The 26,207-nt window shown below is 57.0% G+C and carries 27 protein-coding genes; 18 read left to right on the forward strand and 9 right to left on the reverse strand.

The window, feature by feature from the left end:
- Window positions 1-73: 73 nt before the first annotated feature.
- The 5 genes from EL386_RS03675 to EL386_RS15970 form a co-directional block, all read right to left on the reverse strand.
- Complete coding sequence (locus EL386_RS03675; protein ID WP_126453544.1) at window positions 74-949, reverse strand: prepilin peptidase; 876 nt, start codon at window positions 947-949, stop codon at window positions 74-76.
- A gap of 6 nt (window positions 950-955) precedes the next feature.
- Window positions 956-2,185, reverse strand: a complete 1,230-nt coding sequence (locus EL386_RS03680; RefSeq protein ID WP_126453546.1) for a type II secretion system F family protein — start codon at window positions 2,183-2,185, stop codon at window positions 956-958.
- Window positions 2,186-2,188: 3 nt separating this feature from the next.
- Window positions 2,189-3,904, reverse strand: coding sequence for a type IV-A pilus assembly ATPase PilB (gene pilB / locus EL386_RS03685; RefSeq protein WP_172597607.1), 1,716 nt, complete (start codon window positions 3,902-3,904; stop codon window positions 2,189-2,191).
- A gap of 301 nt (window positions 3,905-4,205) precedes the next feature.
- A complete protein-coding gene (locus EL386_RS03690) occupies window positions 4,206-4,691 on the reverse strand; it encodes a pilin (protein WP_126453548.1) in 486 nt (161 codons plus the stop codon).
- A 367-nt stretch (window positions 4,692-5,058) separates the two neighbouring features.
- Window positions 5,059-5,235, reverse strand: a complete 177-nt coding sequence (locus EL386_RS15970; RefSeq protein ID WP_232020239.1) for a hypothetical protein — start codon at window positions 5,233-5,235, stop codon at window positions 5,059-5,061.
- 98 nt (window positions 5,236-5,333) lie between these two features.
- On the opposite strand from EL386_RS15970, the gene EL386_RS03700 reads away from it, so the two are divergent.
- The gene (locus EL386_RS03700; protein ID WP_126453550.1) at window positions 5,334-6,101 is read left to right on the forward strand and encodes a hypothetical protein; all 768 of its coding nucleotides are present in this window, start codon (window positions 5,334-5,336) and stop codon (window positions 6,099-6,101) included.
- A gap of 90 nt (window positions 6,102-6,191) precedes the next feature.
- Here the strand turns inward: EL386_RS03700 and EL386_RS03705 are convergent, their stop codons facing one another.
- Genes EL386_RS03705 through EL386_RS03715 form a run of 3 tightly spaced genes read right to left on the reverse strand, consistent with a single transcriptional unit; the run spans window position 6,192 to window position 9,476 of the window.
- Complete coding sequence (locus EL386_RS03705) at window positions 6,192-7,577, reverse strand: sigma-54-dependent transcriptional regulator (protein WP_126453552.1); 1,386 nt, start codon at window positions 7,575-7,577, stop codon at window positions 6,192-6,194.
- A gap of 8 nt (window positions 7,578-7,585) precedes the next feature.
- Window positions 7,586-9,211, reverse strand: a complete 1,626-nt coding sequence (locus EL386_RS03710) for a sensor histidine kinase (protein ID WP_126453554.1) — start codon at window positions 9,209-9,211, stop codon at window positions 7,586-7,588.
- Window positions 9,212-9,242: 31 nt separating this feature from the next.
- A complete protein-coding gene (locus tag EL386_RS03715) occupies window positions 9,243-9,476 on the reverse strand; it encodes a PP0621 family protein (RefSeq protein WP_126453556.1) in 234 nt (77 codons plus the stop codon).
- A 103-nt stretch (window positions 9,477-9,579) separates the two neighbouring features.
- On the opposite strand from EL386_RS03715, the gene sucC reads away from it, so the two are divergent.
- The 4 genes from sucC (at window position 9,580) to EL386_RS03735 (ending at window position 13,692) form a co-directional block, all read left to right on the forward strand.
- Window positions 9,580-10,752 (forward strand): ADP-forming succinate--CoA ligase subunit beta, encoded by a 1,173-nt coding sequence (gene sucC, locus EL386_RS03720; RefSeq protein ID WP_126453558.1) that lies wholly within the window; start codon window positions 9,580-9,582, stop codon window positions 10,750-10,752.
- Window positions 10,749-11,624: a succinate--CoA ligase subunit alpha gene (gene sucD / locus EL386_RS03725; RefSeq protein WP_126453560.1), complete on the forward strand. Its 876-nt coding sequence runs from the start codon at window positions 10,749-10,751 to the stop codon at window positions 11,622-11,624. The genes sucC and sucD overlap by 4 nt, the downstream gene beginning before the upstream one ends.
- Window positions 11,625-11,636: 12 nt before the next feature.
- Window positions 11,637-13,289, forward strand: coding sequence for an NAD+ synthase (locus EL386_RS03730; RefSeq protein ID WP_126453561.1), 1,653 nt, complete (start codon window positions 11,637-11,639; stop codon window positions 13,287-13,289).
- A 64-nt stretch (window positions 13,290-13,353) separates the two neighbouring features.
- The gene (locus tag EL386_RS03735) at window positions 13,354-13,692 is read left to right on the forward strand and encodes a P-II family nitrogen regulator (protein WP_126453563.1); all 339 of its coding nucleotides are present in this window, start codon (window positions 13,354-13,356) and stop codon (window positions 13,690-13,692) included.
- Between the two features lie 274 nt (window positions 13,693-13,966).
- Here EL386_RS03735 and EL386_RS03740 read toward each other — a convergent pair whose 3' ends face one another.
- Window positions 13,967-14,752: an outer membrane protein assembly factor BamD gene (locus EL386_RS03740; protein ID WP_126453565.1), complete on the reverse strand. Its 786-nt coding sequence runs from the start codon at window positions 14,750-14,752 to the stop codon at window positions 13,967-13,969.
- Between the two features lie 73 nt (window positions 14,753-14,825).
- Here EL386_RS03740 and rluD point away from each other — a divergent pair, with 73 nt between their 5' ends.
- From rluD to EL386_RS03805, 13 genes are all read left to right on the forward strand, one after another.
- Complete coding sequence (gene rluD, locus EL386_RS03745; protein ID WP_126453567.1) at window positions 14,826-15,794, forward strand: 23S rRNA pseudouridine(1911/1915/1917) synthase RluD; 969 nt, start codon at window positions 14,826-14,828, stop codon at window positions 15,792-15,794.
- Window positions 15,781-16,536 (forward strand): peptidoglycan editing factor PgeF, encoded by a 756-nt coding sequence (pgeF, locus tag EL386_RS03750; protein WP_232020240.1) that lies wholly within the window; start codon window positions 15,781-15,783, stop codon window positions 16,534-16,536. The genes rluD and pgeF overlap by 14 nt, the downstream gene beginning before the upstream one ends.
- Window positions 16,537-16,620: 84 nt before the next feature.
- A complete protein-coding gene (locus EL386_RS03755; RefSeq protein WP_126453569.1) occupies window positions 16,621-17,421 on the forward strand; it encodes a ZIP family metal transporter in 801 nt (266 codons plus the stop codon).
- 85 nt (window positions 17,422-17,506) lie between these two features.
- The gene (locus EL386_RS03760) at window positions 17,507-17,854 is read left to right on the forward strand and encodes a DUF4870 family protein (RefSeq protein ID WP_126453571.1); all 348 of its coding nucleotides are present in this window, start codon (window positions 17,507-17,509) and stop codon (window positions 17,852-17,854) included.
- Between the two features lie 43 nt (window positions 17,855-17,897).
- The gene (locus EL386_RS03765) at window positions 17,898-18,746 is read left to right on the forward strand and encodes a class I SAM-dependent methyltransferase (protein WP_126453573.1); all 849 of its coding nucleotides are present in this window, start codon (window positions 17,898-17,900) and stop codon (window positions 18,744-18,746) included.
- A gap of 3 nt (window positions 18,747-18,749) precedes the next feature.
- Window positions 18,750-19,343: an SAM-dependent methyltransferase gene (locus EL386_RS03770; protein WP_126453575.1), complete on the forward strand. Its 594-nt coding sequence runs from the start codon at window positions 18,750-18,752 to the stop codon at window positions 19,341-19,343.
- Window positions 19,344-19,414: 71 nt separating this feature from the next.
- A complete protein-coding gene (locus EL386_RS03775; protein WP_126453577.1) occupies window positions 19,415-19,936 on the forward strand; it encodes a glycine cleavage system transcriptional repressor in 522 nt (173 codons plus the stop codon).
- 12 nt (window positions 19,937-19,948) lie between these two features.
- Complete coding sequence (def, locus tag EL386_RS03780; protein ID WP_126453579.1) at window positions 19,949-20,452, forward strand: peptide deformylase; 504 nt, start codon at window positions 19,949-19,951, stop codon at window positions 20,450-20,452.
- Window positions 20,453-20,472: 20 nt separating this feature from the next.
- Window positions 20,473-21,177, forward strand: coding sequence for a lysophospholipid acyltransferase family protein (locus tag EL386_RS03785; protein ID WP_232020241.1), 705 nt, complete (start codon window positions 20,473-20,475; stop codon window positions 21,175-21,177).
- A 76-nt stretch (window positions 21,178-21,253) separates the two neighbouring features.
- On the forward strand, window positions 21,254-23,857 hold the full coding sequence (clpB, locus tag EL386_RS03790) for an ATP-dependent chaperone ClpB (RefSeq protein ID WP_126453581.1): 2,604 nt from the start codon (window positions 21,254-21,256) through the stop codon (window positions 23,855-23,857).
- Between the two features lie 157 nt (window positions 23,858-24,014).
- Window positions 24,015-24,671, forward strand: coding sequence for a thioredoxin family protein (locus EL386_RS03795; protein ID WP_126453583.1), 657 nt, complete (start codon window positions 24,015-24,017; stop codon window positions 24,669-24,671).
- A complete protein-coding gene (locus EL386_RS03800; RefSeq protein ID WP_126453585.1) occupies window positions 24,659-25,396 on the forward strand; it encodes a protein kinase domain-containing protein in 738 nt (245 codons plus the stop codon). The genes EL386_RS03795 and EL386_RS03800 overlap by 13 nt, the downstream gene beginning before the upstream one ends.
- 15 nt (window positions 25,397-25,411) lie before the next feature.
- Complete coding sequence (locus EL386_RS03805; protein WP_126453588.1) at window positions 25,412-26,206, forward strand: PP2C family protein-serine/threonine phosphatase; 795 nt, start codon at window positions 25,412-25,414, stop codon at window positions 26,204-26,206.
- Window position 26,207: the final 1 nt, after the last annotated feature.

The following is a 26,207-nucleotide window of genomic DNA, read 5'->3' on the forward strand; positions in this document are numbered from 1 at the left end:
TATTGATATGTCGTAGGCTGCGCGTTGCGCACCTTTAAGTGTTTCTGAAAAAGGTTTCTAAAAAAGAAAAAGATCAGAGGCCCGAGTAACGCAGGTAGGCATCGGTGAGGTCATGTCCCCAGAGCAGGGCGATCCAGCCGGCGGCGGCCAGGTAGGGGCCAAAGGGGATGGGGATATTGCGGTCGCGGCCACGAAACAGGATCAGGCTGATGCCAACTGCGGCACCGACCGCCGAGGAGAGCAGGATTATGACGGGTAACATCTGCCAGCCCATCCAGGCACCGAACAGGGCCAGCAGTTTGAAGTCACCATAGCCCATACCCTCCTTGCCGGTGAGGAGGCGGAACAGGTGATAGATAAACCACAGTGATAAATAACCGGCGGCGGCGCCGATCAGGCTGGCATGGCTGTCTACAAATAAGGGCACCAGGCTCAACAACAGGCCCAGCCAGAGAAAGGGCAAGGTGATCGAGTCGGGCAAGAGCTGGTGATCGATGTCGATAAAGCTCAGAGCGATCAAGGCCCAGGTCAAAAGCATCGCAGCACCGGCCTGCCAGCTGAAACCAAAATGCCAGGCCACCGTGGCGGTAAGGATGGCGGTGAATACTTCAATAATCGGGTAGCGGGGAGATATCCTTATGCCACAGCCGGAACACTTGCCCCGCAGGAACAGGTAACTAATGACCGGGATGTTCTCGAGTGCCGTGATCCTGTGACCACACTTCGGGCAGCCGGAGCGAGGCTTAACAAGGTCGAAGGGTTTATCTTCGGATGCCTGTTTGTTCTCAACTTCAAGCAGTTCACTACATTGCTGCTGCCAGTCCCTCTGCATCATGATTGGCAGGCGCAGGATGACGACGTTGAGGAAACTGCCCAGCAACAGGCCCAATATGAAACAGGCCGTTATAAAAACGGCCTGTTGTTCCGAGAGGAGGGTAATGATTTGCATAGATTCTTATACAACTTGTCCAAGTTTGAAAATAGGCAGGTACATGGCGATCACCATGCCGCCGATAAGGCCACCGAGGACGACCATAATGAAGGGTTCCATAAGGCTGCTGATGGCGTCGACCATGTCATCGACCTCGGCCTCGTAGAAATCGGCAACCTTGCCGAGCATGGCATCGATAGAACCGGCCTCTTCACCAATTGCGGTCATCTGAACGACCATATTTGGGAACAGGTTCTGTTGGCGCATGGTGATATTGAGTTGTTGGCCGGTTGAGACGTCATCGCGCATACGCAGGATCGCAGTTGAATAAACGATATTGCCGGCTGCCCCGGCGACGGACTGCAGGGCCTCGACCAGCGGTACCCCGGCGGCAAACATGGTGGAGAGTGTACGGGCAAACCGGGCAATGGCCGCCTTGTGGAATAGCGAACCGAATACCGGCATTTTAAGCGACATGCGCTGCAGGATGTGTTGAAATTTCACCGAACGTTTTTTTGCTTCCAGGAAAGTATATATTCCAGCAAACACGCCGCCAAAAACCAGATACCAGTATTCGACAAAGATATCAGAAACGCCCATGACAAAGAGTGTTGGTGCGGGAAGATCGGCACCAAAACTTGTAAACATGTCCTTGAAGGTAGGAATAACAAAGATCATCAGGATTGCGGTAATAATGAAGGCGACCACGATGACGGCTATCGGGTAAAACAGGGCCTTTTTGATTTTGTTTTTGATGGATTCGGTTTTTTCTTTGTAGGATGCAATCTTGCCGAGCATATCTTCGAGGATACCGGCATGTTCACCGGCCTGAACGAGGTTACAATACAGTTCATCAAAGTAGTAAGGGTGTTTGGCCAGAGATTCGGCCAGGGTATTACCACTCTCAATGTCATTTTTAACGCTTAGTAACAGGTCTTGTACCTTGGGGTTCTCGTGGCCCCGGCCGGCAATCTCAAAGGCCTGTACCAGTGGCACACCCGCTGACATCATCGTCGCCAGTTGGCGGCTGAAGATCGCAATATCACCCGGGGTGACTTTCTTGCCTTTTACGCCACTACTGCCAAAAAGAGATTTAGGTTTCTTGCGGACCTTGATCGGGTTGATACCCTGGCGCCGAAGGTCGGCCTTGACCAGGGCAACGCTCCTGCCATTGGTTTCACCTTTAACTTTTGCACCTTTGTTGTTGGCACCTTCCCAAATGAAGATATCTTCTGCGGTCGCTTTTCCGGCCATGTTTTAGTCCTTGGTCACACGGTTAATTTCTTCGAGGCTGGTGAGTCCATCCTTCACCTTTTTCAGGCCTGACTGGCGCAGGTCACTGATGCCTTCCTTGGCCGCCTGATCGGCGAGCTGGATGGCGTTACCGCCTTCCATAATAATGCGTCCCATCGCGTCGGAAATCGGCATGACCTGGTAGATACCGACGCGGCCCTTATAACCCGCGGCACATTGGTCACAGCCTACCGCGCCATATACCTTTAAGCCGCCAGTGATATCCTGTTCGGTAAAGCCCTCTTCGAGCAGGGCCTCTTTGGGGATATCGACGGGTTTTTTACACTGTGTGCAGAGGCGTCGCGCCAGGCGCTGGGCAATAATTAAAGCTACAGTGGAGGCGATGTTATAGGGCGGCACCCCCATGTTGACCAGGCGTGTCAGGGTCTGGGGGGCGTCATTGGTATGCAGAGTGGATAACACCAGGTGCCCGGTCTGGGCGGCCTTGATGCCGATCTCGGCCGTCTCTAGGTCACGGATTTCCCCGACCATGATGATGTCCGGGTCCTGACGCAGGAAGGCGCGCAGGGCGCTGGCAAAGGTCAGGCCGACCTTATTATTCACATTGACCTGATTAATACCGGCCAGGTTGATTTCTACCGGGTCTTCGGCGGTGGAGATGTTGCGGTCTTCGGTATTGAGGATGTTCAGACCGGTATACAATGACACGGTCTTACCACTGCCGGTTGGGCCGGTGACGAGGATCATGCCATCCGGTTTGGCGAGGGCCTTCAGGTAGAGTTCCTTTTGCTCTTCTTCATAGCCGAGTGCATCAATGCCGAGTTTGGCACTACTCGAATCCAGAATACGCATAACGATCTTTTCGCCGAACAGGGTCGGGCAGGTATTGACACGAAAATCGATGGCACGGTTCTTCGACAGGGTCATCTTCATGCGCCCGTCTTGCGGGATGCGGCGCTCCGAGGTATCGAGGCGGGACATGACCTTCAGGCGTGCACACAGGCGGCTGCCGAGGTTGACCGGCGGCGTGGCGATCTCTCTTAGGATGCCGTCCTGGCGAAAACGTACCCGGTAGGTCTTTTCATAGGGTTCGAAGTGGATATCCGAGGCGCCCTTGTTAATGGCATCGAGCAAGACCTTGTTCACAAAGCGCACCACCGGGGTGTCATCGATATCGGCGTCAGTGGCGTCATCCTGCGGGGCCTCATCACCACTGCTGATATCCAGGTCATCGAGGTCGGTATCGCCGAGGTCGGCGAGACTGGTGTCCTGGGCCTCCATGGCGTGTTCAATCGCCTTGCTGAGTTTGTCTTCTTCAACCAGTACCGGCTCGGTATTGGCGCCAACGTGGAATTTGATCTCATCCAGCGCCTGCAGGTTGGTGGGGTCGGAGACGGCGACATAGAGGCGGTTACCGCGTTTGAACAGCGGCAGGGCATGGTGCTGACGCACCAGCTTTTCATCGACCAGGGCGGTGGCGGCCGTCTCCATGTCCATGGTACTGATATCAAACAGCGGTACGCCGAATTCCTGTGAGGCGGCATTGGCGATACTCAGGCTATCGAGAAGATTCTTTGTCACCAGGTGGGTGACAAACGGGATCTTGCTCTTCAGCGCCTGTTCGTGCGCGACAGCGGCATCGGCCTCGGCAAGCAGACCGTCATGGACGAGCCGACGGGCGAGGCCGCTGATCGTGGTTTGGGGGTTGATTGATGCCATATTTAATATATTAGCGCGTATCGCCTGAATTGCTGTGACCGGGTCGGCTTTTTTATGCTCCAAGAGCCTGTTTAAGCACAAAGTCTAGTTTATAAATACTTATTTACCAATAGCTTATAAGACATATTTTCATCGTGATCAAGTATGGCTCCGGTAACCAGCTGTTATTTAAATAAAATAGCCAACGTTGCTTTTTTGGCTTGTTTTTGTCTCCAGCAAAAAAAGAGACCGCCGAAGCGGTCTCTCTGTTTCAAGTTTGTGGAGGGGGCGCTAATGGCGCTTCCCTCACACTAGCCGGCTATTAACCCTTACAAGAACCCGGTAAATACTGATTAGGCATTGGATTGGCTCCAGTTGCGGGGCCACATGTCCAGGAGTGAATGACCATACCGCCATCAGTAGCTGCGTTCAGAGCCCGTGCAGTACTTGTTACAAGTGGCGACATTCTAATTGTGTTCGCAGTAGCGCTGGTGCTGCCACCTAGGTTGGTTGCATTACCTGTGACTTCAATCAATCCAGCACTAGTTACAAGACCGGAGGCAACATATTTCGTTGGGGTGAAGCTACACACGTTTTGTAAGGTAGTGCCCATATTTACGTTGGCGGCTGACTGTACCGCTTCGGTGATGGCGGTTCGGCATGAGGAGGCTGCCAGGATCACTTCAGAGACCTTGGCGCGTACGGTGTAGTCCTGATAAGCCGGCAGTGCCACAGCGGCAAGGATACCGATGATCGCAACGACGATCATGAGTTCGATCAGGGTAAAGCCTTTTTGTATCGTTTTCATAATGCTCTCCTTAGAAGAGTGTTTAGTTGTTTGTCTTGCCATGTTCTGAAAGGTCTGTGTCCCCCAGCATAGCAGTGTTCAGAGGAAACGCATCCCGAAGGGCGAGTTTGTCCGTTCCTTGCTGAGTACCGGAGCAAGGCCTGTGCCAAGTTGCCCACTGGGGTAGTCGGCAGGGATCTGGAAAAGCTAATAGATTGAATATAAAGCTGAAATACATTTCCCGGACACTGTCAGACATGGACAGCTTGCCAAATTATAACCCTGATTTATCTATGAGAATGAAAATAGCGGGACAGAATGTGACCCTGAGCGTCACCTGCTGGCCGGGATAGGTGACGAAATGGGCTGGTTAACCTTCGCTTAATTTCTAACCTACTCTTCCAATCCAAGTTTCTTCAACCGGTAATGCAGGGTGCGAAAGGTGATGCCGAGTTTTTTCGCCGCCGCGGTCTTGTTTGTAGAGGGTCTGTTTCAACGACTGCTGGATGACGTCTTTCTTGATCGAGTCGAGGTAATCTTGCGGCGGCATATCGTCGATACTCATATAAAAGATTATGAGTAGAAAGGCCTTTCTCGTGAAAAGCTTTTACAGCTGGTAAACTTGACGAAGGAAAATTTCATGATAATTTGGGTTGTAAGACTATGAATATTACAAGTATTGCAATAAACAGATACACCGCGGCATTCAGTCATTTTCTTATCAGTGCACTGGTTCTGGCGGCCTTCCTGGCAGTCATGCGCCTTGTCTGGTATCCGGATTTTTATTTTACGGCAAATGGCGGCTGGGAGATTATTGCGATATTGATAGGTGTTGACCTGGTAATTGGCCCATCACTCACCTTGATCGTATTCAAACCCGGTAAGCCCGGCTTGAAACTGGATATGACCGCTATTGTATTACTGCAAATAGCCGCGCTCTTATATGGTGGGTCAGTGATTTACAAGGAACGGCCGCTGTATATGGTGTATTACAGCGATACGTTTGAGATCGTCACAGCGAATGAGCTGGCACAACTCAATCCGGGGAAAGAGATTGTAAAGGATGTGGATGGCAGCGGCCGGTGGCCACAGCTTGTCTATGCAGAACTGCCGGCGGATAAAACCCTGCGAGCACAATTGACGCAAGAGGTGTTAGAGGGCAAATTCCGCCCTCCCCAGCGTCCTGAATATTACCAGGCATTGACCCCTCACCTGCAGAAAGTTGCCGGTAATGCCATAGACAAACAGACATATATAGACTGGAAAGGCCTATCTACACAGGAGGTGGAACAACTTGTCGGCGATGCGAGTATGGACATGATTGTTTTTTATACAGTGTATGGGAAAAGGAAAGATCCTATTATTGCTCTGGACATGAGTACGGGTGAGGTTGTTGGATGGGTAGTGCCGCCGGATCGAGAGAAAAAATAGCCACGAAGTTTCGAAACGAGAGCGGACTTAAACTAATCGTTCCAGTAAGGTCCTTACCTGCACCATTTCTGTTTTGCCTCTTCGGCTTGTCTATTCTTCCAGACCGAGCTTCTTCAGCCGGTAACGCAGGGCACGGAAGGTGATGCCGAGTTTTTTAGCCGCCGCGGTCTTGTTGAAACGGGTTTGTTCCAGGGCCTGCAGGATGGCGTCTTTCTCGATCGAATCAAGGTAGTCTTCCAGTGGCTGGTCGCCGTGCATCTCGGTCGTGGGCAGGCCGAGCCCGGCCACGGTCGCCTCGGGCATGGCCGTGGGCAGGTGCAGGTCGCCGGCGTTAATGCGATCGCCCTCGCAGAGGGTCATGGCGCGTTCGAGGATATTCTCCAGTTCACGCACGTTGCCGGGGAAGGCATAACCGGCCAGGGCATCGAGGGCGTCCGCGCTGAGTCGCGGGGGGGCTGTGCCCATCTCGCCAGCCAGCTTGCCAAGGATGTGTGCGGCGAGCAGCGGGATATCATCTTTGCGTTCGCGCAGGCTGGGTACGGGCAGCTGGATGACATTGATGCGGTAGTATAAATCCTGGCGGAAGCTGCCTTCGCTGACCAGCGCGGCGAGGTCCTTGTGGGTGGCGCTGAGGATGCGCACATCGATCGGGGCCTCGTGTTGTTCGCCGACCGGGCGCACGGATTTTTCCTGGATGGCGCGCAGCAGCTTGACCTGCATGTGCAGCGGCAACTCGGCGACCTCGTCTAAAAATAGCGTACCGCCCTCGGCGGCCTGGAACAGGCCGGTCTTGTCGCTGACCGCGCCGGTGAAACTGCCCTTTTTGTGGCCGAAGAACTCGCTCTCCATGAGGTCCTGCGGGATGGCGCCACAGTTGACCGGTACAAAGGGTTTGGCGGCGCGCGGGCCGAGTTCGTGCACGAGGCGGGCGACGAGTTCCTTGCCGCTGCCGGATTCACCGCTGATGTACACCGGTGCCTGGCTGCGGGCGAGCTTTTTAATGGTCTCACGGGTGCGTTGAATCGAGGCCGACTCACCGAGTAATTCCTGGCTCGTGTCGGCGGGCGGGGCGCTGGCCGTCTTCGTGCCCGGCTGGTCGCCGGCTTTGTGCGAGAGCCGCAGGGCGGTGTTGACCAGGTTGCGCAACACGCCGAGGTCGACGGGTTTGGAGACAAAGTCAAAGGCCCCGGCCTTGAGCGCGGTGATCGCCAGTTCCATATTGCCGTGGGCGGTGATCATGGCCACCGGGATATTGGCGTGGCCCTGTTGCATGTAGCGGACCAGGTCGATGCCGTCGCCATCGGGCAGGCGCATGTCGGTCAGGCAGAGGTCAAAGTCGTATTGGCTGAGGAGTTGTTTGGCGGTCGCGATATCCGCGGCACTCTGGCAATCGATGTCCATGCGCGACAGGGTCATCTCTAGCAGTTCGAGGATATCCGGTTCGTCGTCGACGATCAGGGCGAGGTATCTGTCCATGTCAGTGCCTAGTTACCTTCTTGTTGTTTTCGGCGCGGGTCGGCGAAGCTGATCCTGAAGCAACTGCCGCCCTTGACCACGGGGATGTAATCCAGTCGTGCCTGGTTACCCTCACAAAGTTCACGGGCGATGTAAAGCCCCAGACCGGTGCCACTGCTTTCCGTAGTGTAGAAAGGTTCGAAGATATGTAAAGACTGCTCGGGGTTGATGCCGGGGCCGTGGTCAATAATGTCGAGGTAGGGTCGGTTCGATTCGGTGGAAAAACCGCCTTGCAGGATGACCTTGGGGGAACCCGGGTAGTTCTGGCTGTGGCGCAGGCCGTTGCGCACCAGGTTCCAGACCACCTGGTGTAACTGGCCGGGGTCCATGCGTACCTCGAGGGGTTCCTGCATGGTGTTAAGGGCGATCTCACCGGGCTTGACGTGCTCGCTACGCACAAACTCGTCGACAAATCCTTCGAGCCAGGTCTGTAGCGCAAACAGCACCGGTTGGGCGCGGTCCCGGCGGCTCAGGCTCATGGTGTTCTCGATAATACGGTTCACGCGTTGCGTATGTTCACCGATGATCTGGGTCAGGCGCTTATCACCCGGGTTGAGCCCCGGTGACTCACCGAGTAACTGGCTGGCGTGGCTGATGGCACCGAGCGGGTTACGGATCTCGTGGGCGATACTGGCGGTGAGCCGACCGAGCGAGGCGAGTTTCATTTGCTGGGCCCGCTGGGCCACGGCCGAGGTGTCTTCGAGAAAGATCAGCGCGCCATCGTTGCGGCTGCCACCGAGGCGGGCAAACTTGGGCAGGACCTCCGGCGAGGTCTTCGAGGTGCGGAAGGTGATCGGCTCACTCTCCGGGTTCTCCCGCCAGAGCTGGAGCTGGTCGGCCAGTACCAGTGAGATGTCAAAGAGTGGGCGACCCTGGAAGCTGCCCGGGGTGCTCAGGAGCTTCCAGGCCGACTCGTTCATGAGGCGAATGCGGGCCTCTGCATCGACGACAACGATGCCGGTCTGCATGTGCTGGATGATGTATTCGTTGAGCTGCTCAAGATTGGCCAGGTCGAGGCTGCGCTGGTGGGCCAGGGCCTCGCTCTCGGTGGCGCGGCGCGCGAGCATATTGGCGATCAGTGCGGTGGTGAGCAGGGTCGCGCCGAGGATCCCGGCATTGGTGTAATGGGAGCTGGCAAAGTGTTCATAGAGGATACTGAGGCCTTCCTCCGCGAGCACGGTAATTGTCGCCAGGCTGCCAAAGAGGATGGCCAGGCGGCGCGAGGTGAGCATACTGAAGCCGGCGACACTGACCACGAGTAACATACCGAGGCCGCTGCTGATCCCCCCGCTGGCGTGCATGAGCAGGGTGATGGCGACCAGGTCGATGCAAAAGTGCAGCGGGACCTGAATGCGGTAGGCCAGCCACTGTCGCTGAATGGCAAAACTGAAGAGGATGCCAAAGACGAGATAGACCAGCGCCGTGTAGTGAAACAGGGCGCGGTTGTGCTCACCGAGGGGGGCGATATTCGTTGCATTGAGGATCAGCACCAGGAACAGCCCGGCCAGCACCATACGGTAGAGGTTGAGCAGGTGTAAGGGCCGCCAGTTTGCGTCCGGCCCGGAATGCCTGTGGCTAAAGCGTTGTGAACTCATGCCCGGATGTTAACGTAGAACGGCGCGCAGGTCAGTGTCGGGTCTCCCTGGCCTGGTCGCGGTGTTCTGCACAGCAGTAATAGTGCTCGCCTTCGTGCAGGGCCTCGGACTCGGGGATATGCGTATCACATACGGCACAGGGCACGATGGTGTCGATGCTTGGCCGCTGCGGGGGTTTTTTCAGGCCGGCGCGGCGGTGATTGCGGATCAGGACCAGGATAATCCAGACAGCGAGGGCAATGAGTAACAGGCGGAGCAGGTTCATGATGGTCTACATCGAATATCAACTGCCCGCATAGTAGCGTACTTTTGCGTCGACGCGCCATTTGCTGGAGAATAGCACGGATAATTTCCGGATTTTTAAACGTATGAACATACATGAATTTCAGGCCAAGCAGCTGTTCCGTGACTACGGTATCCCGGTGCCCAACGGCGGCCCGGCGACCTCGGTCGCCGAGGCGGTGGCCGTGGCACGCGGTATCGACAGTGACGGCTGGATGGTCAAGGCCCAGGTGCATGCCGGTGGCCGTGGCAAGGCCGGTGGTGTCAAGCGTGCGGCGAATGTCGAAGCCGTCGAGCAGATCAGCAACACCTTGCTCGGTACCCACCTGGTGACGCACCAGACCACGGCCAGGGGCCAGCCGGTGAATACGCTATTAATTGAACAGACCAGCACGATCCAGCGTGAGCTGTATTTCGGCATGCTTGTCGACCGCGCCAGCAAGCGCATTGTCATGATGGCCTCGACCGAGGGCGGCATGGACATCGAAGAGGTGGCGGCTAAGACGCCGGAGAAGATCCTCACGGTGGCCATCGACCCGGTGGCCGGGCTGCAGGGATACCAGGTTCGCGAGCTCGGTTTCGGCCTGGGCCTGACGGGCGATCAGATCAAGGCGCTCGGCCGCATCATGCACGGCCTGTATGAGCTGTTTGTTGACAAGGACTGCAGCCTGCTTGAGATCAATCCGTTGATCGTCTCCGGCAAGGATGAACTCATGGCGCTCGATGCGAAGATCAATTTCGATGATAACGCCCTGTATCGGCATGCCGATATCACCGCCTTGCTCGATGCGAGCCAGGATGATGACAAGGAACACCATGCCCAGCAGTTCGGCCTTAACTACATCAGCCTCGACGGCAATATCGGTTGTATGGTCAACGGCGCCGGGCTGGCGATGGCAACCATGGACCTGATCAAGCTGCACGGCGGTGCGCCGGCCAACTTCCTCGATGTCGGCGGCGGCACCAGTGCCGAGAAGGTCGCCGAGGCCTTCAAGTTGATCCTCTCGGATGACAAGGTCGAGGCGATCCTCGTCAACATCTTCGGCGGCATTGTGCGCTGCGACCTCATCGCCGAGGGCGTGATCCGCGCCGTGCGCGAGGTCGGTATCGACATCCCCGTGGTCGTGCGTCTCGAGGGCACGAACGTCGAGCAGGGTCGCGCCATGCTGCGCGACAGTGACCTCTCCATCATCACCGGTGAGGGCCTCACCGATGCGGCGAGCAAGGTCGTCGCCGCCGTGCAGGGAGGAGCCGCATGAGTATCCTCATTAATAAGGAGACGAAGGTGATCTGCCAGGGCTTTACCGGCAAGCAGGGCAGCTTCCACTCCGAGCAGGCCATCGAATACGGCACCCGGATGGTCGGTGGTGTGACGCCGGGCAAGGGTGGTCAGAGCCACCTCGGCCTGCCCGTATTCAATACCGTGCGCGATGCGGTCAACGAGGCCGGTGCCGAGGCGACCATGATCTATGTGCCGGCCGCCTTTGCCGCCGACGCCATCCTCGAGGCCGCCGATGCGGGCATCAGGGTTATCGCCTGTATCACCGAGGGGATCCCGGTTCTGGATATGCTCAAGGTCAAGGCCGCACTGGCGCACTATGATGCGCAACTGATCGGCCCGAACTGCCCGGGCATCATTACGCCGGGCGAGTGCAAGATCGGCATCATGCCGGGCTTTATCCATAAGCCGGGCAAGATCGGCATCGTCTCGCGTTCCGGCACCCTGACCTACGAGGCCGTGCACCAGACCACGCAGAACGGCCTTGGTCAGACCACCTGTATCGGCATCGGTGGCGACCCGATCCACGGCATGGACTTCATCGACTGCCTGTCGCGTTTTGAGGATGACCCGCAGACGCAGGGCATTGTCATGGTTGGTGAGATCGGCGGCAGCGCCGAGGAGGCCGCCGCCGAGTATATTAAGGCACACGTCAGCAAGCCCGTCGTCGCCTACATCGCCGGGGTCACGGCGCCGGCCGGCAAGCGCATGGGCCATGCCGGGGCGATCATCGCCGGCGGCAAGGGCACGGCGGAAGAAAAGTTTGCCGCACTCGAGGCGGCGGGGGTTGGCATTGCCCGCTCACCGGCCGATATGGGGGTGCGCATGCTCGAAGTGGTCAGGCCGGATTAAGGTGCAAGAGACATGACGCAATCACTGCGCATTGTTATGGCCCAGATCAATACGCTGGTCGGCGACATTGAGTGCAATACCGATCAGGTCATTGCGACCTCCCTGCGTGCACGTGACGCGATGCAGGCCGATGCCATTGTCTTTCCCGAACTGACCCTGAGCGGTTACCCGCCCGAGGATTTACTCCTGCGCCCGGGTCTGAGCATGGCCACTGTGCACGGGCTGGAGCGGGTGAAAAAGGCCGTTACCGGTATCGATGTCATTATCGGTTATCCGCAAAAGGAACGGGGTGGCCTGTATAACGTCGCCGCCGTGATCCGCGATGGCCAGATCAAGGCGACCTATCACAAGCAACACCTGCCGAACTATAGTGTCTTCGACGAGAAGCGTTACTTCGTGCCGGGCGAGGCCAAACCTTGCCTGGTCGATATCAAGGGCGTGCCGGTCGGTATCACCATCTGTGAAGATATCTGGATGCCCGACCCGGTGCAGCAGGCGGCCAGTGCAGGGGCAAAGTTGATCCTGAACCTGAATGCCTCGCCCTACCACATCAACAAACACGAAGAGCGTGAGGCGGTCCTGTATGAGCGTGCCACCGAGTCGGGTCTGCCGATCGTCTACGTCAACCTGATCGGCGGTCAGGACGAACTCGTCTTTGATGGCGGCTCGACCGCGGTCAATGCGCAGGGCGAGATCACGCAGCGCGCGCCGGTGTACGAAACCGGCCTGTTTGCGGTGGATTTCAACATCGATGCGCAGGGGCGGGTGACGCCGCTGGAGGCCGAGATCGCCCCGGTGGCCAGCGATGAAGCCAGTGTCTACGGTGCGCTCGTGCTCGGCGTGCGTGATTACGTCGAGAAGAACGGTTTTCGCGGCGTGGTCATTGGCCTGTCAGGCGGCATTGATTCGGCCCTGACCCTGGCGGTAGCCGTTGATGCGCTGGGCGCAGACCGGGTCGAGGCCGTGTCCATGCCGTCACGCTATACGGCGGACATGAGTATTGACGATGCCCGTGCCGAGGCCGAGGCCCTAGGCGTGGATTTCAAGCTGATCCCGATCGAAAAACCTTTTAGCGCCTTTCTCGACTGTCTCGCCGAGGAGTTTGCCGGTCTCAAGACAGACACCACCGAGGAAAATATCCAGGCCCGCTGTCGCGGCGTGTTGCTCATGGCGATCGCCAACAAGAAGCGCCGCATCGTCCTGACCACCGGGAACAAGAGTGAGATGGCGGTCGGTTATGCCACGCTGTATGGCGACATGGCCGGGGGCTTTGACGTGCTTAAGGATGTGCCGAAGTTGCTGGTCTACCGCCTGAGTGAGTACCGCAACACGCTCTCGCCGGTGATCCCGCAGCGGGTTATCGACCGCCCGCCGAGTGCCGAACTGGCCCCGGACCAGAAGGATGAGGACAGCCTGCCGCCGTATGAAGACCTGGATCCGATCCTGGCCATGTACGTCGAAGAGGACATGACCCTCGAGGAGATCGCCGCCAGGGGTTACGATATGGAGACCGTGGCGCGTGTCATTGGCATGGTGGACCGCAATGAATACAAGCGCCGCCAGGCCGCACCGGGTGTGCGCGTGACACAGCGCGCCTTTGGCCGCGACCGCCGTTACCCGATCACATCGGGTTATCGCAGCGGCAAGTGTGGCTGGAAGGTTTGAGAGCTTGTCGCCCCCCGCGGCCGGCCGTATACTCGTATAAAATCAAACATAACGGAGTTCTGCGATGAAAAAGGTCGAAGCCATCATCAAACCCTTCAAGCTCGATGATGTCCGGGAGGCGCTCTCGGAGATCGGTATTACCGGTATGACCGCGATCGAGGTCAAGGGCTTTGGTCGTCAGAAGGGTCATACGGAACTCTATCGTGGCGCCGAATATGTCGTCGATTTCCTGCCCAAGGTGAAACTCGATGTCGTGGTCGCCGAGGATCAGGTCGAGCGTTGTATCGAGACGATTACCGCGGCGGCACGCACCGGCAAGATCGGTGATGGCAAGATCTTCGTCACCAATGTCGAACAGGTCGTACGTATCCGTACCGGTGAGACGGGCCCGGAAGCGATCTAGAAACCGAGTTGGGAGTAATAAACACAAAGCTCGCAAAGACGCAGAGTTCGCGAAGAAAGGCTAGAAGTAGTTCGTAGGTCTCGTAGGTCGGATTAGCGCGAATGCGCGTAATCCGACGCCCATATCAGTCATGAGCACTAAGCCACTCTATCAAGAGTAATATGATTTCTTACCCGTTATCTTTGCGCACTTTGCGTCTTTGCGGCCTCTGCGTTACCAAGTGAACTACACAAATACTCGGCCGGTAAACGCTTTAGATCTCAAAACCATCAGTTTACTTTCCCGGTACCGGCATGGCCTCAATCACGGCCAACTCAGGGTGCTCCGGGTAATTCAGTTTCAACACACGTAGCGCGCCATCAGACAGGTCCTGCAGGCCCATGAGCTTGTAGGCACGGGCCATGATCGAAAGGGCCTTGGGGATGGCCGTAGTCTTCTGATAGTTTTCCACCACGTACTTGGCACGGTTGGCCGCGGCGATATAGGCATCGCGGAGCATGTAGTAGTTGGCGACGTGGATCTCATACTCGGCCAGGTTGTTGCGCAGGAACAGCATGCGCTGGCGGGCATCGGCACTGTACTTGCTGTTCGGGTATTTGCGCACGAGGATCGAAAAGTCATCAAACGAGGCGCGCGCCGCACCCGGGTCACGCTGGGTCGGGTCCTGCGGGATGTATTTCGAGATCAGGTCCTTGCCGGCATTGAAGTTTACCAGCCCCTTCAGGTAGTAAAGGTAGTCGACGTGCGGGTGGCGCGGGTGCAGTTTGATGAAACGATCCGCGGCGGCGAGTGCCGAGGCCGGTTCGTCATACTTATAATAGGCATAGGCGATCTCGACCTGTGCCTGCTGGGCATATTTGCCGAACGGGAAACGTGCCTCGAGCAATTCGTAGTATCTAATAGCTTCCTCGAAGTCGCCTTCCGACAGCGATTTTTTCGCCTCGGAATAGAATTTACTCGCCGACCAGTTTTCAGTTTGGTCGATCTGATCCGGGATAAGCGAGCAGCCCGAAGTGGCCCCAAGCAGGGCGAGAAGTAAAAGTAGGCCGGTAATGCGCATAGTGTTGGTTAATCCTGTGTAAAATACAGCGAACAGGCGTATTGTGCGCCATTTGGCTGAACAAGACAAAACGATGAGTGATTCCCAGACCCTGCAACTCGAGATCCCGCCACATCTGGCCGGGCAACGCCTGGACCAGGCGCTGGCCGAATTGTTACCGGATTACTCGCGCGCGCGACTGCAGGGCTGGATCAAGGCCGGCAAGGTGCAAATAGACGGTCAGGACTGTCGGCCCCGCGACAAACTCCGCGGCGGCGAGCAGGTGGTCGTGGATGCCGAGCACGAGGTACAGGTGACCTGGCAGGCCGAGGCCATTCCGCTGGATATTGTCTATGAGGATGAATCGGTCATTGTCATTAACAAGCCGGCAGGTATGGTCGTGCACCCGGGGGTGGGCAATTACTCCGGCACGCTCGTCAACGCCTTGCTGCACCACGATGCGAGCCTTGAGGAGGTGCCGCGTGGCGGGATCATCCACCGCCTGGATAAAGACACCAGCGGCCTGCTGGTGGTGGCGCGGACCCTGGCGGCCCATCATTCATTGATTAAACAGTTGCAGGCGAGGACGGTAAAACGCGAGTACGAGGCCGTGGTCACCGGCGTCATGACCGCCGGTGGCACGGTCGACGCACCGATGGGGCGTCACGCCGTGCACCGTACCCGCATGGCTGTCGTCGCCCATGGGGGCAAGGAGGCGGTCACGCACTACCGTGTGCTGCAACGCTTCCGCGCCCACACACATATCCGCGTCCGCCTGGAAACCGGACGCACCCACCAGATCCGCGTGCACATGGCGCATATCCGCTATCCGCTCATCGGTGACGCGGTCTATGGTGGTCGCCTGCGCCTGCCCCCGCAGAGCAGCGAGGCCTTCATCGAGGCCCTGCGGGGTTTTCACCGCCAGGCCCTGCACGCCGCGCAACTGGGTTTTGAGCATCCGCAAACAGGCGAGCCGGTCGAGTGGGCCATACCGCTGCCGACCGACATGCAAGGCCTTCTCGAGGTGCTGGCTGAGGACCTCGCCGAACATGCCGATGACTGAGGCGAAGTTTATCTTTCCGGACTGGCCGGCCCCGGCCTGTGTCCATGCCGCCTCGACCACGCGCCGGGGCGGCGCCAGCACCGCCCCCTATGACAGTTTCAACCTCGCGACCCACGTGGGGGATACGCTGCAGCACGTGCAACAAAATCGCCAGCAGTTGCGTGAGGCCCTGCAACTGCCTGACGAACCGGCCTGGCTGGAGCAGGTGCACGGCGTCGAGGTGGTCGAGGCCGGTGGATCGATCCCAGGCGTGGCTGATGCCAGTATCAGCACGGAACGTGGCAATGTCTGCGCCGTCATGACCGCCGACTGCCTGCCGGTATTGATGTGTGATCGACAGGGCCGTGGCGTGGCCGCGGCCCATGCCGGTTGGCGCGGCCTGGCCGGGGGAGTGATCGAGGCCACGGCTGAGCGGCTTTGCCGTAGGTTGGCCTGTGATGCCGATGCCTTGCTGGTCTGGCTGGGGCCGGCAATCGGCCCACAGGCCTTTGAGGTCGGTGACGAGGTGCGTGATGCCTTCATGCGGATTGATACCAGCGCCGGGCAGGCCTTTATCGCCCACCGCCCGGGCCACTGGCTGGCCGATATCTATTTGCTGGCCCGCCAGGCCCTGCAACGTCAGGGTATCGAGGCCGTGTATGGCGGTGGGCGCTGTACCTACAGTGAGGCGGAGGACTTTTTCTCGTTTCGCCGCAATCCGCGCACCGGTCGTATGGCCAGTCTGATTTGGTTGTCTGAATGAGCCGGTTGGCCGATTACGCCCATAGGCCCGCTTCGGTGATTCGGGTATGATGCGCGCAAGTTTCCCGAGGCATACGAAAACCCCATGAGTTTACTGACCTGGATCATCCTCTTCTGTCTTGTCGGCGGCCTGCTTAGTGTGCTGGCCGCAGCGCTGTTTTTGCTCATCCCCGGCAAGCAGCGGCAACGCCTGCTACCGCACATGGTCAGCTACGCCATCGGCGCCCTGCTCGGTGCGGCCTTCCTCGCCTTGCTGCCGCATGCCGTCGAATACCCCGGGGTGGGTGATGTGCACAAGGTGACCTTTACCGTGCTCATCGGGCTACTCGGCTTCTTCCTGCTGGAAAAGATGGTGCTGTGGCGTCATTGCCATGCCCAGGATTGTGAGGTACATGGCGAGGAGCACGGGCATAGCCACAGCCTTAATCAGGGTGAGGATACCGCGCGTGGCATGATGATCCTGATCGGCGATGGCATGCACAACCTTGTCGACGGGGTGTTGATCGCCGCGGCCTTTCTCACGGATTTTCACCTCGGTGTCGTCACCAGTATCGCCGTGGCCACACACGAGATCCCGCAGGAGCTGGGTGATTTCTCCATTCTGCTGCACAGTGGTTACAGCCGTATGAAGGCCCTTATCTTTAACGTCCTCGCCAGTCTGACGACGGTGATCGGTGGTGTTGCGGCCTACTATAGCCTGCAGTATACGCAAGGTGCGGTGCCCTATGTGCTGGCCGTGGCGGCGGCCAGCTTTATCTATATCGCCGTTGCCGACCTTATCCCCGGGTTGCACCGTCGTACCGAGGCCCGTGTGACCCTGCAACAGATCGTCCTGATCTCCCTCGGTGTGATAACTATTTATATGGCGCACTCAACCCTGCATTGAGGCAAGTTTGCTGAAATAGCGTTGTCAGGCGGCATTGTGCATAATAAGTAACGACCGCTAATAATTATAATTCAGGGAGTTCACAATGAACGATACTGTCTCTAGCCCTTCAGCAGGCACTGCAAAAATTATTTACATCCTGTATCTGGTGAATGTCGTCGTGCCTTTTACTGGGCTTGTCGGCGTCATCATGGCATACCTGCATCAACAAGATGCCGATGCGGTGCTGAAAACCCATTATCGTTTTCAGATACGGACTTTCTGGATTGGGCTGCTATATACCTTTATTGGTGCGTTACTGCTATTTATCCTGATTGGTTATCTCGTCTTGTTGTTTTATGTGGTTTGGTTGATCGTTCGCTGTATCAAGGGTATGCAGGCACTGGATAAAGGTGAGGCGCATCCGAAACCGGCCAGCTGGATGTTTGGTTAAGTTCACCCGCCTCGACTCGTCTTCATTGCCCTGAAGCCAGCACATGTCAGCCGGCCCCAGTTATCTCTCTCGTCTGTTTATCACGCTGGCTTCTCTGCCACTATTCAAGTCACGCCTCTGGCGCTGGTGGTATAACTTGCTGGCACGCCATGACAAGGCAGCTGAATTATTGTTCATGAATTACGGTTATGCCGAGGAACAGGATGGGGGTTTTGTCCTGCAACCGGCTGACATGCCATATCGTTACTCGATCCAGTTATACCGTCATGTGCTTGAGGGTGTTGAGGTTGAGGGAAAGGATGTGGCCGAGGTGGGCAGTGGTCGTGGCGGCGGCGCCTCCTGGCTGGCGCGTTACCTGAAACCGCATCATGTCACGGCTATTGATTTATCCCCCGAGGCGATCGCGTTTTGCAATGCACATTATCATTTACAGCAGTTGTCTTTCCGGCAAGGCAGTGCCGATGCGCTGCCGCTACCAGCAGGTAGCCAGGATGTCATACTCAATGTCGAGTCTTCGCACTGTTATCCTGACATGGCCGCGTTTATTGCCGAGGTGCGGCGTGTCTTGAGGCCGGGGGGTGTCTTGGCCTTTTGTGACCTGCGTGCGGTAACGGAAAGTGATGCCCTGATAAGGCTATTTCGGGGCAGTGGCCTGGTACTGGAGGTCAACCGTGATATCAGTGCCTATGTTTTGCGCGCACTGGAGAGGATGAGTGATGAACGCAAGCAGGCGATATCGCAGCGTGTGCCGTCCTGGCTGCATGCGGCGCTGGAGGATTTTGTGGCCCTGAAGGGGACGGTGTTATATGAAGGCCTGCGTAGCGGTGACATCGTTTATATGAGTTGCCTGTTGCGCAAGCCGGGCCAAAAACCCGAACGACAAGAGGAATAAACCATGATCGACTGGAATGAACGTTTTGCGGAACCCGGTCATGCCTATGGCACTGCGCCGAATGATTTTTTACGCGAGTGGTCGGCACGCGTGCCGACTGGCAGGGTCTTGTGTCTTGCCGAGGGGCAGGGTCGCAACGCGGTGTATATGGCGCAGCAAGGTTATGAGGTTACCGCTGTGGATGCCTCGTCGGTCGGTCTGGCCAAGGCGCGCGAACTGGCAAGGCAACAGGGGGTGAGTATTGAAACCTGCCATGTGGACCTGGATGACTTTGTTATTGAGGCCGATCACTGGCAGGGTATTGTCTCGGTGTTTTGTCATGTGCCGGCGGCGCTTCGCCGTCGCCTGCATGCCGCTGTGGTGGCCGGCCTGGCACCGGGCGGCATGCTGATCCTCGAGGCCTATACGCCTGCGCAGATCGCCCTGAATACCGGTGGGCCGCGTGACCCCGCCTTGTGCATGCAAGCGGATGAGTTGCGTGAAGAACTGGATGGCCTGCGAATACTTCATGCGCTTGAAACAGAACGTGAACTTGTTGAAGGCAAATACCATCATGGTATCGGCGCAGTAGTACAGTTCGTGGCAGTAAAGGAGTAGTTTCTAATTTGATTTTGTTGGTGACTGCGGCCACCATGTAAACCACACAGAATAGTGCAGGAGAAACACCCATGAGCCACTGGTATATGCTGACCCTGGTCGGGGAAGACCGCCCCGGCATTGTCGCCAAACTCACGCATGCCCTGTTTGAAGGCGGCTGCAACCTCGGTGAGGCCTCAATGATGCGCCTCGGTGGTAACTTCACCATCATGCTCATGGTTCGCTTTGATGGTCGTGTCAAGCAACTCACCGAACTGGTTAACCCGGTCGCCGAATCGCTGGGTCTGCACCTGCATGTGGATGCGATCAAAGGTGGCCTGCATAAGCACCTTGCGCCGGATGTACGTATTACGGTTTATGGGGCGGACCGTCCCGGCATTGTCTCCGAGGTTACCGGTGCCCTGGCCGAGGCCGGTCTGCATATTCTCGACCTGGAGTCTGATGTCGCCGGCAGTGAAGACGCCCCCATTTACATCATGCATATCGAAGGCCATGCCGCAGAAGGCGTAGACAGTCTGCGTGCCGCGCTCGATGTGGTGAAGACACGCGGTGTCGAGGCCAAGCTTTCTGAAATCGATACCCTGATCGGTTAATGGCAGGTTGGCATGGCGATCCTCGATATCCTTGTCTATCCCGAACAGGCCCTGAAGCAGGTCAGCGAAGCGGTGACAGACTTCGATGACGACTTGCGTCAGTTCGTTGCCGACCTGGATGAGACACGCCTGCAGGCGCCGGGCTGTGTCGGTATCGCCGCCCCCCAGGTGGGGCGTTTCCAGCGCGTGGCGATCGTCGATGTCTCCGCTAACCCGAAACACAAAAGCAATGGCCTGATCCTCCTGATCAATCCGGAGATTGTCGCCTGGGAAGGGTTTGTGAAAGGCCGTGAGGGCTGTCTGTCGGTACCCGACTATACAGGTAATGTCATGCGTGCCGAGAAGATCACGCTGGAGACACAAGACCCGGAGGGCAATACCCGGCAATACCAGTGCGAGGGTTTCGAGGCACGTGCCGTGCAACACGAGATCGATCACCTCGATGGTTTATTATTTCTGGACCGGCTGGTCAGCCGTCGTAAGGACCTCTTCCCGCGCAAGGTCTATAAAAAATAAGTGCCCATGGATGGTGACGAATGAATGGCTATGCACAAGTTCTTCTGATTCTCATTCTGATTGTTCTTATCATTCTCATTGGCTTGTTCATCCTCGGTGAATCGGCCAACGAGGTCGATTGGGGGCACCCGTGGCTGAACCGCATAGATGGGCTGAATCGTATCCTCTGTCGTCGTTTTCATCACCTGCAGCATAATGACATCGCCTTGCCGGAAACGGGTGGGGCCTTGCTGGTGTGTAATCACGTCTCGGGGCTTGACCCGCTATTGATGATCGCGGCCTGCAGGCGGCCACTGCGTTTTTTGATCGCGCGTGAAGAGTATGAACGCCCTGGCCTGCACTGGTTATTAAAAGAGGTGGGTTGTATCCCGGTCGATCGCAAGGGCCGCCCGGAGCAGGCCCTACGCGAGGCGCTGCGTGTGCTGCAACAGGGCGAGGTGGTGGCCCTGTTTCCGCACGGTCATATCCATCTGGATAGCGATCCACCACGACGTCTAAAGGGCGGGGTGATCTGGCTGGCGCAGCAGACCGGCGCACCGATTATCCCCCTGCGCCTTGACGGGGTCAGCGGGGAAGGGCGGACCGTCTCAGCGGTGTTTATGCCCAGCCGTGCCCGTCTGCAAGGTTTTGGACCACTGGATTGTGCCGGCGAAGACGGCCAGGCTTGTCTGCAGGAGATCGCTGCCTATTTAGAAGGAAAAGGTATAGAAGGCGGGGCAAAATAGCCGGTGGGACTTGAAATTATGTATAACTGCCCCACTTTGAGAGTAGATTAACACTTCATGGCGGAGAGATGTTCTGATGCGGATGGATAAATTTACCAGTAAGTTCCAGGTTGCCCTTGCCGATGCGCAAAGCCTTGCCGTCGGCCGTGACCACCAGTTTATCGACCCCTTGCACCTGATGACGGCCCTGCTTGATCAAGAGGGTGGCTCGGTCCGCCATCTGCTCATGCAGGCAGATGTGAATGTGAACCTGTTGCGGTCACATCTCGGCGAGGCACTCGACAAATTACCGCAGGTACAGGGTGCCGAGGGTGACCTGCACATCTCCAATGACCTTGGTCGCCTGCTTAACGTCTGTGACAAGTTGGCCCAGCAACGCAAGGATCAATACATCTCCAGTGAGCTGTTTATTCTCGCCGCACTCGACGACAAGGGTCCGCTGGGTGAACTGTTACGCAAGGCCGGTGCCAGCAAGTCGGCACTCGAGAAGGGCATTGATAACATGCGTGGTGGACAACAGATAGATGACCCGAATGCAGAAGAGCAGCGTCAGGCACTGGAGAAATACACCATAGATGTCACCGAGCGTGCTGAACAGGGCAAGCTGGACCCGGTCATTGGTCGTGATGATGAGATCCGCCGTACTATCCAGGTGCTGCAACGCCGCACCAAGAATAATCCCGTGCTCATCGGTGAACCCGGTGTCGGCAAGACCGCCATCGTTGAAGGTCTCGCCCAGCGTATCGTCAACGGTGAGGTGCCGGAAGGCATCAAGGGCAAGCGCCTGCTATCGCTCGACATGGGCGCGCTGATCGCCGGTGCCAAGTTCCGTGGCGAATTTGAGGAACGTCTCAAGGCCGTGCTCAATGACCTGTCCAAACAGGAAGGTCAGGTCATCCTGTTTATTGATGAGCTGCATACCATGGTCGGTGCCGGTAAGGCCGAGGGTGCCATGGATGCCGGTAACATGCTCAAACCCGCGTTGGCACGTGGTGAACTGCACTGCGTCGGCGCGACGACACTGGATGAATTCCGTCAGTACATTGAAAAGGATGCTGCACTCGAACGACGTTTCCAGAAGGTGCTGGTCGATGAGCCGAGTGTCGAGGACACCATCGCCATCCTGCGTGGGCTGAAAGAAAGATACGAGGTCCATCACGGTGTCGATATCACCGACCCGGCGATTGTCGCCGCAGCGACACTCTCGCACCGTTACATTACCGACCGTAACCTGCCGGACAAGGCCATTGACCTCGTCGATGAAGCCGCTAGCCGTATCCGTATGGAGATCGACTCCAAGCCCGAGACGATGGATAAACTCGAACGCCGTCTGATCCAGCTCAAAATTGAACGCGAGGCCATGAATAAGGAAACCGATGCCGCTTCCAAGCAGCGCCTGTCGGTACTGGAGACCGAGATCACAGAGCTGGAACGCGAATATGCAGACCTCGAGGAGATCTGGAAGTCGGAAAAGGCCGCCCTGCAGGGCACACAGCACATTAAGGAAGAACTCGAACGTGCGCGCATTGAGATGGAAACTGCGCAGCGCGCCAATGACCTGGCACGCATGTCCGAATTGCAGTACGGGCGTATTCCTGAGTTGGAAAAACAACTGGATATGGCCAGTCAGGCCGAGATGCAGGACACCAAGTTGTTGCGTAACAAGGTCAGCGATGAGGAGATCGCCGAGATCGTCGCTGCCTGGACGGGGATCCCGGTCACCAAGATGCTTGAGGGTGAACGTGACAAGCTGCTACGTATGGAAGATGAAATCGGTGCCCGTGTCGTCGGTCAGGCCGAGGCCGTGTCGGCCGTGTCGAATGCCATTCGTCGTTCTCGGGCCGGTCTTTCGGACCCGAACCGGCCAAATGGTTCCTTCCTGTTCCTGGGCCCGACCGGTGTCGGCAAGACCGAACTGACCAAGGCCCTGGCCGAATTCCTGTTTGATACCGAGGATGCGATGGTCCGCATCGATATGTCTGAGTTCATGGAAAAACATTCGGTGGCGCGCCTCATTGGCGCCCCACCAGGCTATGTCGGTTACGAAGAGGGTGGTTACCTGACCGAGGCCGTGCGCCGCAAGCCTTACTCCGTGATCCTGCTCGACGAGGTCGAAAAGGCCCATGCCGATGTCTTCAATGTACTGTTGCAGGTGCTTGACGACGGACGTCTCACCGATGGCCAGGGGCGTACGGTGGACTTCCGTAACACGGTGATCGTTATGACCTCGAACCTGGGTAGCCAGATGATCCAGGAGATGGCCGGTGCCGATGATTATGACGCCATGAAACAGGCCGTGATGGAGGTCGTGGGTCAGCACTTCCGTCCCGAGTTCATCAATCGCGTCGATGAATCGGTTGTCTTCCACCCGCTCGGCAAGGAGCAGATCCATGCGATTGCCGATATCCAGATCGACTACCTGCGTCAGCGTCTGCAGGAGCGCGATATGGCCATTGAACTCAGTGATGCCGCACTGGATCGTATTGCCGAGGCTGGTTTCGACCCGGTCTATGGGGCACGTCCACTGAAGCGGGCCATTCAGCAGCAATTAGAGAACCCGCTTGCCCAGGAGATCCTGGCCGGTAACTTTGGCCCGGGTGACCTGATCAAGGTCGACGTTGAAGACGGCATGATCAGTTTCTCCAGGCATAAAAACGAGCAGGCCATCAGCGCGGCTTAAGGTTGTTATAAAAACCCAACGCAGAGACGCAAGTCCGCAGAGACAATCAAAAAGATAGACGGCTATATTCATCATGTCTTTGCGTCCGCTGCGTCTTCGCGCCTCTGCGTTGGGCCTTTAATTCATTAATCCCTTTTTTTTCCTCTATACTGCTGGCATGAATACACCTCCAACAGTACAGGCCGTATTGCTCGTCGCCAGCGGTTGCGCCTTTTGCCCGCAGGTGCATGCCAGCCTTGAAGCACTCCAGCAACAGGGTCGGCTTTCGGCTCTCGAGGTCATCGATATCGCCGAACAACCAGAGCGTGCACAGGAATATGGTGTGCGCAGCGTGCCGTGGTTCAAGCTCAACGAACTCGAATTTGATGGTGTCTATACCCCCGCCGAACTGGCACAGTGGGTAGACATTGCAGCCAGCCCCGCTGCGGTGACGGAATACCTCGATCACCTGCTCGGTGACGGTCAGTTGAACAAGGCCGAGCATTACCTGCATCGTCACCCGCAGCATGTGCTGACACTGTTGCCATTGATTACGGATGAGGGGCGTCGTATTAATGTGCGCATCGGTGTCGGTGCGGTACTGGAGGGGCTGTCTGAAAACACCGACCTGTCTACATTGGTCGAGCCGCTGGGTCGACTGACAACACATGCCCAGGTCAGTACCCGTGTAGATGCCTGCCATTATTTATCATTAACACGAAGTGTTGACGCGGTCGCGTACCTGCAGGCAGCATTGAAAGACAATAATGCGGAAGTTAGCGCAACGGCAAGAGATAGTCTGGATGAACTCGAGGGGGCTGAATGGCCGCGGTAAAACAGAAAAAAAATGTGATTGACAGCTTTGACTTCAAAGCGGGTCGTAGCCTGGCCGGCAAGTATGAGGTACTGGCCTGTCTGGGCAAGGGCTGGGAGGGTGAGGTCTATCATGTTATTGAGACACGTACCGGCATTGAGAGGGCGGTTAAGTTTTTTTACCCGCAACGCAATGAACGCGACAAGTCGGTAAGCTTTTACGCGACCAAGTTGCATAAACTCCGTCATTGTCCGATTCTGATCCAATATCATACTCAGGATACGATTCGTTACCTGCAGCAGGATGTGACCTTTCTGGTTTCGGAATATGTTGAGGGTGAACTGCTGAGTGCCTTCATCGATCGCCAGCCCGGTAAGCGTCTGCAGGCATTTCAGGCCATCCATTTATTGCATGCGCTGGTCTCGGGTATCGAGATGATTCATGGTTACGGTGAATACCATGGTGACCTGCACACGGATAACGTCATCCTCATGCGCTATGGTCTGGGTTTTGAACTCAAATTGATTGATATGTATCACTGGGGGGCCATGCGTCGCGAAAACATCCATGATGATATCTGCGACCTGGTGCGTATTTTTTATGATGCGGTGGGTGGTAAAAAGCATTACGCCAAGCAGCACCCTGTGGTGAAGGACATCTGTTGTGGCCTGAAGCGAAACCTTATTCTGAAAAAATTCCGTTCTGCAGCAGAATTGCGGGAACACATCGAAACACTGGAATGGTAATACAGGGGTCACACTATGGCTGAGTCACTGACACTACTTGAAGCCGAAATGGATGAACCGGATGTGCATCGCTTTGCCGGCATGCAGGTCGTGGTGTATTCCAACAAGGCCCCCGACAAGCAAGGGGTGAATGAGGATGCCATCGGCATCTTCACCACCGGTGCACGCCAGGCCGTGATGGCCGTCGCCGATGGCGCCGGCGGGCAGCGCGCCGGGTCGCAGGCCTCGGCGATGGCGATTAATTGTCTGCGTGAAGCCTTGCAGGGCAAGGAGGGCGATACCCGCACCGCGATCCTCGATGCCATTGACACCGCGAATACGAAAATCTGTGCACAGGGCGCGGGGGCAGCTACCACACTGGTCGTGCTCGAGCTGTTTAATGGTCACGTGCGCCCTTATCACGCGGGGGATTCGGTGATCCTGATTACCGGTCAGCGTGGCCGCCTGCGCCTGTGCACCGTCGCGCACTCACCGGTCGGCTATGCTGTCGAGTCAGGTATGCTAGATGAACATGAGGCCATGCACCATGATGAACGGCACCTGGTCTCGAATATGCTGGGCATGCCGGAGTTGCGCGTGGAAATGGGCACTGAGATCGCCCTGGCGGCACACGACACCGTGGTGATCGCCAGTGATGGTTTGTTTGATAACGTGCACATAGATGAGTTGATCGAGCTGGTGCGTTGTGGGCCACTGGAAAAGGCCGCGCGCAATCTTCTCACCATGGTCAACGCGCGTATGCAGGAGGCCTCGGCCGAACAGCCGAGTAAACCGGACGATCTGAGTTTTATCCTGATGCGTCGTCGTTGAT

Origin of the sequence: Sulfuriflexus mobilis (genome assembly GCF_003967195.1) — a bacterium.
GTDB lineage: Bacteria > Pseudomonadota > Gammaproteobacteria > AKS1 > AKS1 > Sulfuriflexus > Sulfuriflexus mobilis.

Coding starts and splice junctions, on each gene's coding strand:
- EL386_RS03675 (WP_126453544.1), bottom strand. CDS start 949: ATGCAAATCATTACCCTCCTCTCGGAACAACAGGCCGTTTTTATAACG.
- EL386_RS03680 (WP_126453546.1), bottom strand. CDS start 2,185: ATGGCCGGAAAAGCGACCGCAGAAGATATCTTCATTTGGGAAGGTGCC.
- pilB (WP_172597607.1), bottom strand. CDS start 3,904: ATGGCATCAATCAACCCCCAAACCACGATCAGCGGCCTCGCCCGTCGG.
- EL386_RS03690 (WP_126453548.1), bottom strand. CDS start 4,691: ATGAAAACGATACAAAAAGGCTTTACCCTGATCGAACTCATGATCGTC.
- EL386_RS15970 (WP_232020239.1), bottom strand. CDS start 5,235: ATGAGTATCGACGATATGCCGCCGCAAGATTACCTCGACTCGATCAAG.
- EL386_RS03700 (WP_126453550.1), top strand. CDS start 5,334: ATGAATATTACAAGTATTGCAATAAACAGATACACCGCGGCATTCAGT.
- EL386_RS03705 (WP_126453552.1), bottom strand. CDS start 7,577: ATGGACAGATACCTCGCCCTGATCGTCGACGACGAACCGGATATCCTC.
- EL386_RS03710 (WP_126453554.1), bottom strand. CDS start 9,211: ATGAGTTCACAACGCTTTAGCCACAGGCATTCCGGGCCGGACGCAAAC.
- EL386_RS03715 (WP_126453556.1), bottom strand. CDS start 9,476: ATGAACCTGCTCCGCCTGTTACTCATTGCCCTCGCTGTCTGGATTATC.
- sucC (WP_126453558.1), top strand. CDS start 9,580: ATGAACATACATGAATTTCAGGCCAAGCAGCTGTTCCGTGACTACGGT.
- sucD (WP_126453560.1), top strand. CDS start 10,749: ATGAGTATCCTCATTAATAAGGAGACGAAGGTGATCTGCCAGGGCTTT.
- EL386_RS03730 (WP_126453561.1), top strand. CDS start 11,637: ATGACGCAATCACTGCGCATTGTTATGGCCCAGATCAATACGCTGGTC.
- EL386_RS03735 (WP_126453563.1), top strand. CDS start 13,354: ATGAAAAAGGTCGAAGCCATCATCAAACCCTTCAAGCTCGATGATGTC.
- EL386_RS03740 (WP_126453565.1), bottom strand. CDS start 14,752: ATGCGCATTACCGGCCTACTTTTACTTCTCGCCCTGCTTGGGGCCACT.
- rluD (WP_126453567.1), top strand. CDS start 14,826: ATGAGTGATTCCCAGACCCTGCAACTCGAGATCCCGCCACATCTGGCC.
- pgeF (WP_232020240.1), top strand. CDS start 15,781: ATGCCGATGACTGAGGCGAAGTTTATCTTTCCGGACTGGCCGGCCCCG.
- EL386_RS03755 (WP_126453569.1), top strand. CDS start 16,621: ATGAGTTTACTGACCTGGATCATCCTCTTCTGTCTTGTCGGCGGCCTG.
- EL386_RS03760 (WP_126453571.1), top strand. CDS start 17,507: ATGAACGATACTGTCTCTAGCCCTTCAGCAGGCACTGCAAAAATTATT.
- EL386_RS03765 (WP_126453573.1), top strand. CDS start 17,898: ATGTCAGCCGGCCCCAGTTATCTCTCTCGTCTGTTTATCACGCTGGCT.
- EL386_RS03770 (WP_126453575.1), top strand. CDS start 18,750: ATGATCGACTGGAATGAACGTTTTGCGGAACCCGGTCATGCCTATGGC.
- EL386_RS03775 (WP_126453577.1), top strand. CDS start 19,415: ATGAGCCACTGGTATATGCTGACCCTGGTCGGGGAAGACCGCCCCGGC.
- def (WP_126453579.1), top strand. CDS start 19,949: ATGGCGATCCTCGATATCCTTGTCTATCCCGAACAGGCCCTGAAGCAG.
- EL386_RS03785 (WP_232020241.1), top strand. CDS start 20,473: ATGAATGGCTATGCACAAGTTCTTCTGATTCTCATTCTGATTGTTCTT.
- clpB (WP_126453581.1), top strand. CDS start 21,254: ATGCGGATGGATAAATTTACCAGTAAGTTCCAGGTTGCCCTTGCCGAT.
- EL386_RS03795 (WP_126453583.1), top strand. CDS start 24,015: ATGAATACACCTCCAACAGTACAGGCCGTATTGCTCGTCGCCAGCGGT.
- EL386_RS03800 (WP_126453585.1), top strand. CDS start 24,659: ATGGCCGCGGTAAAACAGAAAAAAAATGTGATTGACAGCTTTGACTTC.
- EL386_RS03805 (WP_126453588.1), top strand. CDS start 25,412: ATGGCTGAGTCACTGACACTACTTGAAGCCGAAATGGATGAACCGGAT.